At 50.5% G+C, this 15136-nt stretch carries 13 protein-coding genes; 8 read left to right on the plus strand and 5 right to left on the minus strand.

Features of this window, described 5'->3' with window-relative positions:
- Positions 1-5: 5 nt before the first annotated feature.
- Positions 6-515 carry a glycine cleavage system protein R gene (locus BGK46_RS14980; RefSeq protein ID WP_069590601.1) on the minus strand — a complete coding sequence of 170 codons (510 nt, stop codon included), beginning with the start codon at positions 513-515 and terminating at the stop codon, positions 6-8.
- Between the two features lie 240 nt (positions 516-755).
- On the opposite strand from BGK46_RS14980, the gene BGK46_RS14985 reads away from it, so the two are divergent.
- Genes BGK46_RS14985 through phoU form a run of 4 tightly spaced genes read left to right on the plus strand, consistent with a single transcriptional unit; the run spans position 756 to position 6178 of the window.
- On the plus strand, positions 756-2957 hold the full coding sequence (locus BGK46_RS14985) for an ABC transporter permease subunit (protein ID WP_069590603.1): 2202 nt from the start codon (positions 756-758) through the stop codon (positions 2955-2957).
- Positions 2958-2975: 18 nt separating this feature from the next.
- Positions 2976-4622, plus strand: a complete 1647-nt coding sequence (gene pstA, locus BGK46_RS14990; protein ID WP_069590605.1) for a phosphate ABC transporter permease PstA — start codon at positions 2976-2978, stop codon at positions 4620-4622.
- Between the two features lie 19 nt (positions 4623-4641).
- On the plus strand, positions 4642-5460 hold the full coding sequence (gene pstB / locus BGK46_RS14995; RefSeq protein WP_069590607.1) for a phosphate ABC transporter ATP-binding protein PstB: 819 nt from the start codon (positions 4642-4644) through the stop codon (positions 5458-5460).
- Between the two features lie 10 nt (positions 5461-5470).
- Positions 5471-6178 carry a phosphate signaling complex protein PhoU gene (gene phoU / locus BGK46_RS15000; RefSeq protein WP_069590609.1) on the plus strand — a complete coding sequence of 236 codons (708 nt, stop codon included), beginning with the start codon at positions 5471-5473 and terminating at the stop codon, positions 6176-6178.
- Between the two features lie 3 nt (positions 6179-6181).
- Here phoU and ppk2 read toward each other — a convergent pair whose 3' ends face one another.
- From ppk2 to BGK46_RS15015, 3 genes are all read right to left on the minus strand, one after another.
- A complete protein-coding gene (gene ppk2, locus BGK46_RS15005) occupies positions 6182-7003 on the minus strand; it encodes a polyphosphate kinase 2 (protein WP_069590611.1) in 822 nt (273 codons plus the stop codon).
- 146 nt (positions 7004-7149) lie between these two features.
- The gene (locus BGK46_RS15010) at positions 7150-7890 is read right to left on the minus strand and encodes a copper homeostasis protein CutC (protein WP_069590613.1); all 741 of its coding nucleotides are present in this window, start codon (positions 7888-7890) and stop codon (positions 7150-7152) included.
- Positions 7891-8111: 221 nt separating this feature from the next.
- Positions 8112-8714 (minus strand): peroxiredoxin C, encoded by a 603-nt coding sequence (locus BGK46_RS15015; RefSeq protein WP_069590615.1) that lies wholly within the window; start codon positions 8712-8714, stop codon positions 8112-8114.
- Between the two features lie 143 nt (positions 8715-8857).
- On the opposite strand from BGK46_RS15015, the gene BGK46_RS15020 reads away from it, so the two are divergent.
- From BGK46_RS15020 to aceA, 3 genes are all read left to right on the plus strand, one after another.
- Entirely contained in the window at positions 8858-9766 is a 909-nt protein-coding gene (locus BGK46_RS15020; protein WP_069590616.1) for a hydrogen peroxide-inducible genes activator, read from the plus strand.
- 518 nt (positions 9767-10284) lie between these two features.
- A complete protein-coding gene (gene aceB / locus BGK46_RS15025) occupies positions 10285-11892 on the plus strand; it encodes a malate synthase A (protein ID WP_069590619.1) in 1608 nt (535 codons plus the stop codon).
- Between the two features lie 72 nt (positions 11893-11964).
- Positions 11965-13269 (plus strand): isocitrate lyase, encoded by a 1305-nt coding sequence (aceA, locus tag BGK46_RS15030; protein WP_069590620.1) that lies wholly within the window; start codon positions 11965-11967, stop codon positions 13267-13269.
- 45 nt (positions 13270-13314) lie between these two features.
- Here aceA and BGK46_RS15035 read toward each other — a convergent pair whose 3' ends face one another.
- Complete coding sequence (locus tag BGK46_RS15035; RefSeq protein ID WP_069590622.1) at positions 13315-13755, minus strand: CBS domain-containing protein; 441 nt, start codon at positions 13753-13755, stop codon at positions 13315-13317.
- A 218-nt stretch (positions 13756-13973) separates the two neighbouring features.
- On the opposite strand from BGK46_RS15035, the gene queA reads away from it, so the two are divergent.
- Positions 13974-15053, plus strand: coding sequence for a tRNA preQ1(34) S-adenosylmethionine ribosyltransferase-isomerase QueA (gene queA / locus BGK46_RS15040; protein ID WP_069590624.1), 1080 nt, complete (start codon positions 13974-13976; stop codon positions 15051-15053).
- The last annotated feature ends 83 nt before the right edge of the window (positions 15054-15136 follow it).

Consider the following 15136-nt stretch of genomic DNA (forward strand, 5'->3'; position numbering starts at 1 on the left):
CTGTTCTACTGGGTGAAATTACTGTCAAACTCGACGATCAAATCGTCGGACAGTGCTTCAAGGGCTTCGTGTAACATGGAGACATCCGCATCCGGCGGAATATCCAGATAAAAATCAGCAGTAAATATTTGCCCACCGGTATTGGCTGCGCTTTGTGTTTGCGCATTGAGTTTATTAATAGTGATACCGTGAGCGGCCAGTAATTGGCTGAGTGTTTGAACAATGCCGCGACGATCGTTGCCCGTAACCGACAAGGTATGTGTGGTCGGGTTAGGGGTGACTGGTTTGGCGTCGGTGATCAGCAGCTGTAAGCCATCCAATTCGCGAAGGGCATGGACGAGCGCATCTGCATGGGTATCAGACACAGATAGATGGATGATCCCTGCGAATTGTCCGGCGAGTTGGCTAAGGCGGCTGGCTTGCCAGCTCCCGTGATACGTAAAAATGGTCTGTGAGATTTGATCAACCAGCCCAGCGCGATCGGGACCCATCAGTGTGATAACAAAATGTTTCATGCGTGATCCTTACGGCGATTGTCGAGTCAATTATTGAGGCCGGTCAAGGTGTTGTCTATGCTGCTTTGCAGTAAAGTCGCTAAACTGTGCCCAATATCAACCTGCGCCAGCCTAAAGCCCGTTTGTTTCATTTTTATTGCGTACAGCCCTCGGTGGTATCCCTGTTTAGAGTAGGGATGTCATAAAAATGTCATTGTAATGACATACAATTAAGGGCTTGATCTAAAACAAGAGGCACGAATGACCCACACTTCACCATCACTCAAAGATGCCAATCGAGTAAGACGTTTAAAAGACACGTTTACACGGCATACAGTACGTCTTGGTGGCGTGATGGTATTGGTCACTTTACTGCTCTTGTTCTTTTATTTGCTGACCGTCGTGTTACCGCTTTTTCATCAAGCGAGTATGACGCCGACCGGCCGTTTTAGTGTGCCAACACCAGCTACGCCGCACTTTATTGGCGCTGACAATCGTGAGCAGCTGGTTTATGCGCTTGATGACAGTGGCACCTTAACCGTAGCCCGTCGTCCTTTACAGGTCGACCAAGTTGCAACTGTCATGTTGGCGCGCAACTTATCAGATATTCCCCGTCCTGCGGTGGCGACAGTCCCTGCCACAGCGCCCTTTATGGCTGTAGAAATCAAACCGGGGCAAGTAGGCGTTTGGCAGCTACGTTTTCGCGCTGAGTATGGCGATAGTACCTCGGTATTACCCAAGCTGCGCCGTATGGCGGCATTTCCTTTACCTGTGATACTGGACTCGTCGGCGCTACGCCAATTAGCGCTCGCTGTGCCAGACAGCTTACACGGCGAAAATATAGCCCCTGTTTTGGTGGCGGTGACACACACACAGGAGTTGGTGCTTTATCGCAGTGGACGGATTGAACGTCACTCACTGAGTGAGCCAGTTGATAATATAGCGCTCTCGCCTGACGGACAGCGCCTCTTTGTTCGCCAAGGCAGCACACTGACGGTGTGGCGAATTCACGGGCAACAGATGGCCGTACGTGAAACCATTAATCTTGCCAATGTGGTGGAGAGTCCGGTTCAGGCGATGACTTTGCTCGCAGGTGGGCGTTCGTTAATGTTACACCATCAAGATGGCGGCTTGAGTCAGTGGTTTGATGTGGTGAAAAGTGGCCAGCCATCGCTGACCGAAGTGCGGTTATTTCAGCCAGCTAAAGGGAAGTTTGTGGCCTCACCGGAGCTGCACCGTAAAAGTATTGCGGTTGCGGATGAGCAAGGGGGGCTGAGCTTGCTGCATGCGACCAGCGAAAAGCAACGTTACTTTGCGGCCATGCTCGATACCTTGCCGCAAGCAATGGCATTTTCTCCTGGTGCACAGGCACTGATTACCGCCACCGATGGTGTATGGCAATGGTTTGCTGTCGATAATCCACACCCAGAAGTTAGTGTTCATTCACTTTGGGAGAAGGTCTGGTACGAAGGGTACGCAGAGCCCCAATATGTGTGGCAATCCACTTCAGCGGATGACACGTTTGAAGCTAAATTAAGCGTGGTCCCGGTGATTTTTGGCACCCTGAAAGTGGCACTCTTTGCGCTTGTATTTGCCGTCCCGATGGCGATTGGTGCGGCGATTTATACTGCCTATTTTATGTCTTCGGGGTTACGTAAAGTCGTGAAGCCGACGGTTGAAACCATTGAGGCACTGCCAACCGTTATTATCGGCTTTTTAGCCGGGCTCTGGTTAGCCCCTTGGGTTGAGCAACACCTGCCCACGGTATTTTTACTGTTGCTGATGGTGCCACTTTGTTTGCTGGGTCTTAGCATGATTTGGCGAATGATCCCGCGCTATGTACGCCGCCGCTTACCGGACAACGCACAAATCTTGGTGATCATTCCGTCCCTGTTACTGATTGCCTTGGTGGCTTGGCAATTAGGTCCTTGGTTAGAACACCTATGGTTTGACGGCGATGCGCGTCGCTTTATCACCCATGAATTAGGGATAGGCTATGACCAGCGTAACGCACTGGTAGTCGGTATTGCGATGGGCTTTGCGGTAGTGCCAACCATTTTCTCGATTGCGGAAGATGCCATTTTCTCTGTACCACCGCATTTAAAAAGTGGCGCGTTGGCCCTAGGGGCCACTCACTGGCAGACATTGACACGTGTGGTATTACTCACCGCAAGCCCGGGTATTTTTTCGGCGGTGATGATGGGACTAGGGCGTGCGGTGGGCGAAACCATGATTGTACTGATGGCGACCGGGAATACGCCCATCATGGATTGGAATCTGTTAGAGGGGTTGCGCACTTTGTCCGCCAATATCGCGGTTGAAATGCCCGAGTCTGAGGTGGGGAGTTCCCATTATCGCGTGTTATTTTTAACCGCATTTATTTTGTTTGTATTTACCTTTGTGTTTAACACCTTAGCTGAACTCGTACGCCAACGCTTGCGCGACAAGTACAGTAACTTATAGGTGGGGATGAGAGATCGTATGCGCGCATGGATGAAATCAGGAACCCCTTGGGTGTGGATAACCGCAGGCATGGTCAGTGTCAGCTTGACTGCGATCCTTGGTGTGTTGCTTCTTATTGGTGCGCGCGGGTTGGGCTATTTTTGGCCTACGCCCATCACCCAGTTCACGCTCAATACACCCGAAGGCCAAGAAACGGTGATTGGGCAGATTTACCAAACGGACCGTGTCGACGCGACGCAACTGCAAGATGCAGGCATCACATTACCGGAAGATGCTAACCCAGATTATGCCCGTTTAGTGGTCAAGATCGGTAATCGCGAGCGTGAGGGAGTGGACTTCCGGCAGTTGTTGACGTTTAACATTCGCAGCCAATTTACTCCGGCATCATTAGCCATGATAGAGCGGGTCGAGAATGGGGTTTTCTATGGATGGCCTGTTGCGCTGGTAGATGAGAACGGTACGCGCCATCGCCTAGATGAGGCAGATCTTGAGGCGCGACTTGATGCCTTGTCCGCGCGACGTGATGTGATTGATGACATTGAACGCGTCCACCTAGCCAGTGTCAATTATCAACTGGAACAGCTGCGTTTAGAGGAAAAACGCTGGGCCTTGGCCCATGCCGCAAATCGTGAGCCCCCAGCCCATATCGCAGAGCAGCGCGCGCAGCTATTGGACCAATATTCCCAGCTTGAGAAGAAGCTGGAAAGTTTACGCCATCACCAAGATGATGCCATGTTAGTGGTCAAAGATAGCCATCATGAAGAAGTGCTACTGCCACTTCGTAACGTCTTGGCGGTATGGTACCCCAACGCAATGAGCGGGGTTGAGAAGCTGCTCTTTTGGGGCCATCAAATTGGTGCGTTTGTCTCAGAGCCACCACGAGATGGTAATGCTTCTGGCGGTGTGTTTCCGGCCATTTTTGGCACCGTGTTTTTGGTGCTGTTGATGGCTGTGATTGTGACACCGCTTGGGGTGATTGCCGCGGTGTACCTTCATGAATATGCGCCAAAAACCGCGTTTACACGGATGATTAGGATTGCGGTCGTTAATTTGGCCGGGGTACCTTCGATCGTCTATGGCGTCTTTGGTTTGGGCTTTTTTGTCTATTTCATCGGTGGTTCGATTGATGAGCTCTTTTATCAAGCCGCTCAACCTGCCCCTGTCTTTGGAACGCCGGGCGTACTGTGGTCAGCGTTAACATTGGCGATTTTGACGCTGCCCGTGGTCATTGTGTCGACAGAGGAAGGGTTGGCACGCATCCCGACCAGTGTTCGTCATGGTGCGTTTGCATTAGGTGCGACCCAAGCCGAGACACTGTGGCGAGTTGTGCTGCCGATGGCAAGTCCGGCGATGATGACTGGGCTGATCCTCGCCGTTGCGCGTGCAGCCGGTGAGGTTGCGCCTTTGATGTTGGTGGGGGTAGTGAAAGTGGCACCTGCTTTGCCGGTGGATGGTAACTTCCCCTTTTTGCACCTCGAACGTAAGTTCATGCATCTGGGATATCATATTTATGATCTTGGCTTTCAGAGTACCCATATTGAATCGGCACGCCCTCTGGTATACGCCACCTCGTTTTTACTGGTGTCTGTGATTGTGGCGTTAAACCTTGCCGCTATCGGGATCCGCCATTACTTGCGAGAAAAGTATCGCGATTTGGAACAATAATGATGAGGCTCGACAACCTATGTTTTTGATAAACTCCCGAATTGGCCTGACGCCCGAGCTCGATTTGGCAAATTTGCCTGAAGAGCAAACCGCGCTGTCGATCCGTCATCTCAATTTGTACTATCAGCAAACACAAGCTTTGTTTGATATTAATATGCGGATCCCAAAGGGAAAGGTCACGGCGTTTATCGGCCCGTCCGGCTGTGGTAAGTCGACCTTGCTACGCTGTATTAATCGGATGAATGATCTGGTTGATGGCTGTCGTGTCCGCGGGGAAGTGACTCTGCATGGGCAAAATATTTACGATCGCGACGTTGATGTGCCCGCATTACGCCGCCAAGTTGGTATGGTGTTTCAGCGGCCCAACCCTTTTCCTAAATCTGTTTATGAAAATGTGGTGTTCGGATTACGCCTGCAGGGTATCAATGATCCGCGGGTGCTAGATGATGCGGTAGAGCGAGCGCTGCGAGGGGCGGCTTTGTGGAATGAGGTAAAAGACAGACTCAATGATAATGCATTTGGCTTGTCAGGCGGTCAGCAGCAGCGTTTGGTTATCGCCCGTGCGATCGCGATTGAACCAGAGGTATTGTTGCTCGATGAGCCTTCATCAGCGTTGGATCCGATTTCAACGTTGACGATTGAAGAGTTGATTAATGATTTGAAAAGCCAATACACCGTGGTGATCGTCACCCATAATATGCAACAAGCCGCGCGTGTCTCGGATCAAACCGCATTTATCAATATGGGGCGTTTGGTGGAATACGCGGACACGGACACCTTGTTTACGACGCCGAAAAATAAACAAACTGAAGACTATATAACTGGTCGCTACGGATAAGGAGCAGGCCTTGGACAACCATAACATCAGTCGCCACATTTCAGGGCAGTTTAATGCCGAGCTTGAAGCCATTCGAACCCATGTTTTAACCATGGGGGGGTTGGTCGAACGCCAACTGACCGATGCACTACGTGCCATGCATAACCAAGATGTCGATCTGGCGCGTCATGTTATTCGTGAAGATCACAAAGTCAATGGCATGGAAGTAGCGATCGATGAGGCGTGTACGCGAATTATTGCCAAGCGTCAGCCGACCGCCAGTGACTTGCGATTGGTGATGGCGATCATCAAAACCATTACCGATCTTGAGCGTATTGGTGATGTGGCGGACAGCATCGCGAAAATGGCACTGGATAACTCCAGTCACTCTCAGCAGCCTTTTCTCGTCTCATTGGAAGCGCTAGGGCAACGTGCGGCGAAGATGCTGCACGAGGTGCTGGATGCGTTTGCCCGTATGGATATTGAGGCGGCGATGCGGGTGTATCGCAAAGATGACTCCTTAGATCGTGAATACGAAGGGATCTTGCGTCAACTGATGACCTACATGATGGAAGACCCACGCTCAATTCCTAACGTACTGAAAGTGATGTGGTCAGCACGCGCCATTGAGCGTGTTGGCGATCGCTGTCAGAACATTTGCGAATACATCATTTACTTTGTGAAAGGAAAAGATGTTCGCCATATTCAAAAAGAAGAGCTGGAAAAACTGCTTAAATAAGGGTTAATCGTCTGGCTCATTATTGAGCCACTCGCTGACTTGATCGGGCACAAAACTTTGCTCTTCAAGTGGCATGCGTACATAGCCTTCTTTATTGATTTCAGGTAGCTCGACCTCGGGGTAGGTGATTTCTTTATACGGGATCTGCGATAACAAGTGCGCAATGCAATTGAGCCGTGCGTGCTTTTTATTGTCCGCTTCGACCACCCACCAAGGACTGTCTTTGGTGTCTGTGTAAGCAAACATACGATCTTTGGCCTCGCTATATTGCACCCAGCGGCTGCGAGACTCTAAGTCCATTGGGCTGAACTTCCAGCGCTTTATGGGTGTGCTAATACGTTCGGCAAAGCGTTTTTCTTGCTCGTCGTCAGAAACTGAAAACCAATATTTAATCAAGATGATGCCAGCACGCATTAACATGCGTTCAAACTCGGGACAGGTTCGTAGAAACTCTTCGTATTCTTCGTCGGAGCAAAGTCCCATCACTCGCTCAACCCCCGCCCGGTTGTACCAGCTGCGGTCAAACAGAACGATTTCACCACCGGCAGGCAGGTGCTCAACATAGCGTTGAAAATACCATTGGGTACGCTCGCGCTCGGTGGGCTTATCTAGCGCGACGACGCGGCATACACGTGGGTTGAGTTTTTCGGTAATACGTTTGATCACGCCACCCTTGCCCGCGGCGTCTCGCCCTTCGAATAACACCACCACTTTGAGGCGCTCTTGCTTGACCCACTCTTGCAGTTTGACTAGCTCGGTTTGTAGCTCCGTCAGTTTCTTTTCGTAGTGCTTTTTGCTGATTTTACTCGATGTTTTATCCGACAAGGGAAACTCCTTTTCACACCATTGTGCTTTTACGGTAGAAAACTCGCCTTTACGATGCAACGCTACCGCCTCGAGGGCGGCGCTCGCGCATCAAAATATCCGAGTCAGTCACAGTTCAATGTTGTGTCATAGCTTGTTGCACGCACTTACAAGTGTGCGGAAAGGGCTTTTATTTGCCGGATAATGGCGGGGTTGGTCATTGGGTAACAGGCATCATCACCTTCGCCCATGGTGGCCACTGCGCGGTGTTGCATGGCACTGGGTTGACCCATACGGGCAGATAAATGAATTTCACGCGCGCCGCAGTGGGAGAGGATCGCCGCAGCATTATCAGGCGTGACACCCGCGCCAGGCATGATCTGTAAAGCAGCCTGTCGGGTCATTTCTACCCAGTGTTTCAGTGCCTCTTTACCTTGCTCTGCGCTGCTGGCTTGGCCCGAAGTAAGTACCCGCTCAATCGCGGGACGCGCTAAAAGCGCTTCCAGTGCTGACTCAGGATCGGCGCAGTGGTCAAACGCGCGATGAAACGTCACGCCCATACCTTTGGCTTCTGCCAACATGTCATCGATAAGTGGCAAGTCGAGCTGTCCTTGGGCTGTCAGTGCGCCGATCACCACGCCCGCACATCCAGCTTGGCGTGCCATCGCAATATCCTTGAGCATGACTTCTGCTTCGTCACTGCTGTATAAAAAGTCTCCCTCACGTGGCCGGATAATGGCATAAATGGGAATATTCGCTTGTTGGACGGCAAGTTGCATATAGCCGCAACTGGCCGTGAGTCCACCAAGGCGCAGTGCACTACACAGCTCGATGCGGTCAGCGCCAGCGCGCTCTGCCACCTTTAAAGAGCCAATACTATCAATACAAACTTCGACCAAGACAGACATACCACCCCTTAGTGAGCAACACAGTGTCAATAATAAAGGCTGTATTGTGACAGCAGGCAGGGGAATTACCTAGTAGAAGCGGTAGAAAGGAAAGGGAAGCGTGACAATGCAAGTCAGGTGTCATGGGGGAATAGATACAAAAAGGGCCCGGTTTAACCGGGCCTCATTATTATCTCACATTGTCCAGTGCGTAGGGCACGTCACCTTTTGACCGTTAATAATTACAGGTCAGCAGAGTGCTCAGACAGGTATGCAGCAACACCTTCTGGTGAGTCTTTCATACCTGCTTTACCTTCTTCCCACTGTGCTGGGCATACTTCACCGTTCTTCTGGTGGAAGCTCAGTGCATCAACCATGCGCAGCATCTCGTCGATGTTACGGCCAAGTGGCAGATCGTTCACGACTTGGTGACGTACAACGCCTTCCTCATCGATGAGGAAAGAACCACGGAAAGCAACACCTGCTTCTGGATGCTCTACGTCGTATGCTTTGCAGATTTCGTGTTTAACGTCTGCAACCAGTGGGTATTTAACCGCACCGATACCACCGTCTTCGATGGCAGTTTTACGCCATGCGTTGTGTGAGAACTGAGAGTCGATTGACACACCGATAACCTCAACGCCCTTCGCTTGGAAGTCTTGGAAACGCTTATCGAATGCAATCAGCTCTGATGGGCACACGAAAGTGAAGTCGAGTGGGTAGAAAAAGACAACAGCTTTTTTGCCTTTGGTGAACTCTTTCAGGTTGAAGTTTTCAACGATTTCGCCATTACCTAGAACGGCTGCGGCAGTAAAATCTGGTGCTTGACGACCTACGAGTACCATAACTCAGCTCCTAATTAAAAAGTTTGCCTGAAGATCAGGTTCCTATATAAGCGAGACAAACTATAGCTGACTTGCTACATTGAAAAAAGTGGAATTAATAGATTGTTATAATCGAAAAAAACGATTGTATAAAGTTTGACAGAATGAACAAATATCCATCACTTAAGCAGCTACACTATCTGGTTACCTTGTCAGAAACTCGCCATTTTGGCGAGGCGGCGAAACTGTGTTTTGTTAGCCAATCGACCCTAAGTGCCGGGATCCAAAATCTAGAAGAGTTGATTGGTGCTCAGCTCATTGAAAGAGACAATAAAACCTTGGTGCTGACTGGCATGGGAGAGGAAGTGGTACGCCGCAGCCGCGAAATTCTTGCCCGAAGCCAAGATTTAATGGAGCTCACCCACGTTCAGTCTGATCCTATGCATGGCAAAGTCCGTTTAGGCTGTATTCCGACTATCGCTCCGTTTTTACTCTCCGACGTCGTCCAGCAGGTTAACCAGCGCTATCCCAATTTAGATCTCTTGTTACGAGAAGATACCACCGCGAACTTGCTTACCGCGCTCAAACACGGCGAAATGGATGTGCTGATTTTGGCCTTACCGATGGATATCGGCGCCATGACCAGCCGCATTGTTGGCCGTGATCCTTTCAAGATGGTGATGAGCCGCAAGCAAGCCGCGCAATTAACGCTGCCGGTGGATTACGATGCCTTGCCCGATGAGTCGGTGTTTTTGCTCGAGCGCGAACACTGCCTCACGGACCATGCGGTATCTGCCTGCCAAATGACGGCCTCACAGAAGATTAACCCGTTTATGGCGACCAGCTTACATACCTTGATCCAGATGGTCGCCAACGGCAATGGCGTCACATTTATTCCGCAAATGGCGATTGATCATGGCTTAATCGATAATCTTGACGTACACCTAGAAATTCCCCCCGGACGCGCCGCGTATCGTGAAATCGGCATGGTGTGGCGTCCATCATCGAGTCGTATTGATACCTTTAATAAATTGGCGGATCTGGTGGCGGCATTACTCAATCGGACTGACTAGCTAGCGCTCATCTGCTATTTGGAGTTTTATCTCGGTTAATAGCAAAATGTTTAGCATATTCCTCTGCAATAAAACCTCATCCAGTGAAATAGAATCGTTGGATTATTATCACGCCAGTGAGTCGGTTTATAATCAACACATCTTGCTGTTTCGGTTAACTGGCTGATAATCATAAATTTATTACCTCACCCACACATCTTTTGTTGCTTAATGTGTAATTAAATTACGTAATGAGTTACAAAGAGGTGACAAAAATATGATCTGCGTAGCAGGTTTATATCCTCCTAATAATTCGTACAAAAAAATCAATTCGAGCTAATACTCTATTTTATTTAACCTACTGTTTTATTTGTGTTTATGTGTTTTTTGTTGCGAGGTTGAAATGAATCTCTAGTTGATTTTTACGCCAAACTACGCCAACTTGATTAAACAGTGACCACATTGTCTAGAAAAGTTGCAGTGTGGCGGAATAATCATTTTTGTTGTGATTGGATTACAACTGAGGCCAGGGAGGCAACATGACTGAAGCGTGTTCAACGTTACGTGAATCGCTGGTGCTGACAGAAGCGTTATCACCGGAACAAGCTGAAATACTCACCGATGATGCGTTATGTTTTGTGGCGAGTCTCGCTGATAAGTTCGCATCACGCGTGCCTGAGCTGCTCGCGGCGCGAGAAGTCCGTCAGCAGCGCATTGACGCAGGCACCTTGCCAGACTTTTTACCCGAAACCGAATCAATTCGCCAAGGGGACTGGACCATTCGTGGGATCCCCAGCGATCTGCAAGATCGCCGGTTAGAAATCACCGGACCTGTCGATCGCAAAATGGTGATTAACGCACTGAATGCGAATGTGAAGGTCTTCATGGCAGACTTTGAAGACTCATTTGCACCGGCGTGGCCGCAAGTGGTTGAGGGGCAGCGGAATTTGCGTGATGCGGTCAACGGCACCATCAGTTATACCCACCCTGATACCGGTAAGCGTTATCAGCTCAATGATAATCCGGCTCGGCTGATCTGCCGCGTGCGTGGCCTTCACCTCACTGAAAAGCATGTAGAGTGGCAGGGCAAACCCATTCCAGGCGCTTTATTCGACTTCGCTTTGTATTTTTTCCACAACTATCGTCGCTTATTGGAGACCGGCTCGGGTCCTTACTTTTATGTGCCGAAGTTACAAGCCTATCAAGAAGCCGCATGGTGGAGTGACGTCTTCTCATTTGCTGAAGATGAATTTGGTCTGAGCCGTGGCACCATTAAAGCCACCGTATTGATTGAGACCCTACCTGCCGTGTTTGAGATGGATGAAATTCTTTACCATCTTCGCGACCACATTGTGGCTCTAAACTGCGGCCGCTGGGATTACATCTTTAGTTACATCAAAACCTTGCGTAATCATCCGGATCGCGTATTGCCGGATCGCCAAGTCGTGACCATGGATAAACCTTTCCTCAATGCTTACTCCCGTTTGTTGGTAAAAACTTGCCACAAGCGCGGTGCGTTAGCGATGGGCGGTATGGCCGCGTTTATTCCCAGTAAAGATCCGGCTGAAAACCAGCAGGTGCTGGATAAGATTGAAAAAGATAAAACCCTCGAAGCCAATAACGGCCACGACGGTACATGGATTGCGCACCCGGGGCTGGCAGATACCGCTAAAGCGGTGTTCGACCGCGCACTGGGTGACAAGCCTAACCAGTTACATATCTCCCGCGAGCAAGATGCGCCGATTACCGCCGCCGATCTCCTTGCACCTTGTGACGGAGAGCGCACCGAAGCGGGAATGCGACACAACATTCGGGTCGCGGTGCAATACATCGAAGCATGGATCTCAGGCAATGGGTGTGTGCCGATTTATGGATTAATGGAAGATGCGGCCACTGCCGAGATTTCACGTGCGTCGATTTGGCAATGGATCAAACACCAAAAGCCATTGAGCAATGGCCAAGTAGTTACCAAGGCATTGTTTGAGCAATACCTTAGTGAAGAGATGAAAGTACTGGAACACGAGTTAGGGGCCGATGTCTTTGCCCGCGGGCAATATCAGCAAGCAGCCGCCTTGATGGCACAGCTGACGACCAGTGATGAGTTGGTCAACTTCTTAACCCTACCTGGGTATCAGTATTTGCCATAGTGGCACGGAAGCAACACAACAAAATGGATTGACAGGACTGGGCTTGCGCCCGAGAAATAAGAGGAATGGAACATGACTTTAACTCGCCAACAACAAATCGCTCAACTGGAAAAAGAGTGGGCAGAAAATCCACGTTGGAAAAACGTAAAACGGACTTACAGCGCGGAAGAGGTGGTGAACCTACGCGGCTCTTTTGTCCCAGAAAACACCATTGCCAAGCGCGGTGCCGCTAAGCTTTGGGATCTTGTCAATGGTGAGGCCAAAAAGGGCTATGTGAATTGCCTTGGTGCACTCACTGGTGGGCAAGCTGTCCAGCAGGCCAAAGCGGGGATTGAAGCCATTTACCTCTCCGGCTGGCAAGTGGCGGCGGATAACAACACTGCCTCAAGCATGTATCCAGACCAATCATTGTATCCCGTCGACTCTGTGCCTGCGGTGGTGAAGCGCATTAATAATGCTTTCCGCCGTGCCGACCAGATCCAATGGTCGAAAGGGGGCAGCCCGGAAGATGGCATTGATTACTTTTTGCCGATTGTTGCCGATGCAGAAGCAGGCTTTGGCGGCGTACTCAACGCGTATGAGTTGATGCGCAGCATGATTGATGCAGGTGCCGCTGGGGTGCACTTCGAAGATCAGCTCGCGTCGGTGAAAAAATGTGGCCACATGGGGGGCAAGGTATTGGTGCCGACCCAAGAAGCGGTGCAAAAACTGGTGGCAGCGCGTTTAGCAGCGGACGTTGCAGGGACAGATACCTTAGTCATTGCGCGCACCGACGCCAATGCGGCAGACTTGCTGACGTCGGATTGCGATCCCTACGATAAGGACTTTATTGTCGGCGAGCGTACGGCCGAAGGCTTTTACCGTGTGCGTGCGGGGATTGAGCAAGCCATTTCTCGCGGCTTGGCCTATGCGCCGTATGCCGATTTAGTTTGGTGTGAAACGGCCAAACCTGATTTAGAAGAAGCGCGTCAATTTGCCGAAGCCATTCACGCCAAATACCCCGATCAATTGCTGGCTTATAACTGCTCTCCGTCATTCAACTGGGAGAAAAACTTGGATGCAGACACGATTGCCCGTTTCCAACAAGCGCTTTCAGACATGGGCTATAAGTATCAGTTCATCACCTTAGCGGGTATTCATAACATGTGGTACAACATGTTTGATTTAGCCCACGCTTATGCGCAAGGTGAGGGGATGCGTCACTATGTCGAAAAAGTACAGCGCCCAGAGTTTGAAGCGGCTGAACGAGGCTACACCTTTGTGGCGCATCAGCAAGAAGTGGGCACGGGTTACTTCGACCAGATGACCAACACCATTCAAGGTGGTCAATCGTCGGTGACAGCGTTGACTGGCTCAACTGAAGAAGATCAGTTCTAACCCATGCGGATGGGACGAAACGGGGAGTGGTGACACTCCCCTTTTTTATTCGTCGGCCTCCATGGGCTCAGTTTCTTCTTGGATTTCCAACAAGGTTGAGGCTATGGCGACAAAATCGCTGTCGGTAATAATGCCAACCAACTTCTGATTTTTAATCACAGGCAAACAACCGATTTTGCGCTCTAGCATGGTCAAGGCGGCTGCGCGTAGAGAGGCTTCTGGATCCACCGTCACCAGTTGACGATGAGCAAAATGCGACAGGGGCGTATTCATTTCGTTGTCCCCGTTAGTCGCTTTACCTAGCGAAGAGGCTTGAGCGGATAGCACGTCGCGTTGCGTCACGAGTCCTACCAGTCGCTGCGCATCATCAACCACAGGTAAATGACGAAAGCGTTCGGCACTCATCAGCGTATGAGCGTCGGCCAAGGTGTGTTCCGGGGAGAGCGTATGTGGATGCCGGGTCATCATGTCATCAACGATAAACATGGCACCTCCTTACAGTCAGACAGGGAAGGGAAGCTATACTTACACTCTAGTCTACCTAGCACTAATTCGACGTGATACGCATCAAGGATAGTTGTTATAAAAGGCAGGCGAAGTGCAATAAGATGTGACAGTTTAAGCGGCGACTAATCCTCCACCTTGCTTGATATTCACCGTGGTGAACCTATACTAGCGGCCTGCTTTTTATCTAGGCAAATGTCATGCAATTATCCGATTTTCACTTTGAACTTCCCGATGAGTTAATTGCACGCTATCCGCAGCCGGATCGCAGTGCAAGTCGCTTATTGTCACTCGATGGCACAAGCGGTGAGGTGGTACATCGTCAGTTTAAAGATATCCTCGAGCTGGTTGAGCCTGGGGATTTGATGGTGTTCAACAACACACGAGTGATCCCCGCGCGTGTGTATGGCCGCAAAGCGTCGGGCGGTAAAATAGAGGTGCTGGTGGAGCGCGTGCTCGACGAACGTCGTTTCCTCGCCCACGTGCGCGCGTCTAAAGCCCCCAAACCCGGTGCCGAATTATTCCTTGGCGATGACGGACAGATCCCTGCAGAGATGGTGGCACGCCACGATGCTCTGTTCGAAATCCAGCTAAATGGCGATAAAGGCGTGGTAGATACGCTTAACGACATCGGCCATATGCCGTTGCCGCCATACATCGACCGCCCTGATGAAGAGAGCGATAAAGAACGCTATCAAACTGTGTATAACCAAAAGCCCGGGGCAGTCGCTGCGCCAACGGCGGGGTTACACTTTGACGATGCCATTATGGCTGCGCTTAAAGAAAAAGGCGTCAATATAGCGTTTGTTACCTTGCACGTCGGCGCCGGAACATTCCAGCCCGTGCGCGTTGACAATATCGAAGAGCACGTGATGCATGCAGAGTATGCGGAAGTGCCACAAGAGGTTGTTGATGCGGTGAACCACACCCGTGCGCAAGGTAAACGCGTGATTGCGGTGGGAACCACCTCGGTGCGTTCACTGGAAAGTGCGGCACAAGCGGCGAAGCAAAACGGTGAGCCGTTGGCGCCATTTTTTAACGATACTCAGATTTTTATCTATCCTGGTTATCAATGGCAGCTGGTGGACGTGTTAGTGACCAATTTTCACTTGCCGGAATCAACCTTGATCATGCTGGTGAGCTCTTTTGCCGGTTACGAACATACGATGGCCGCCTATCGTACGGCAGTTGAAGAGCGCTATCGCTTTTTCAGCTACGGCGATGCCATGTTTATTACCCGTCAGCAAGACGCTGACTCATCGACAACGACACGAGATTAACTGCTCGTGCGATGCTTGCGGCAGGATAAACCTTGCACGCATAAGACACACGCCAGACTGTTTCTCTGGCACTGAGGAGGATT

Origin of the sequence: Salinivibrio sp. SS2 (genome assembly GCF_001722075.1) — a bacterium.
In the GTDB taxonomy this organism is placed as follows: Bacteria; Pseudomonadota; Gammaproteobacteria; order Enterobacterales; family Vibrionaceae; genus Salinivibrio; species Salinivibrio proteolyticus.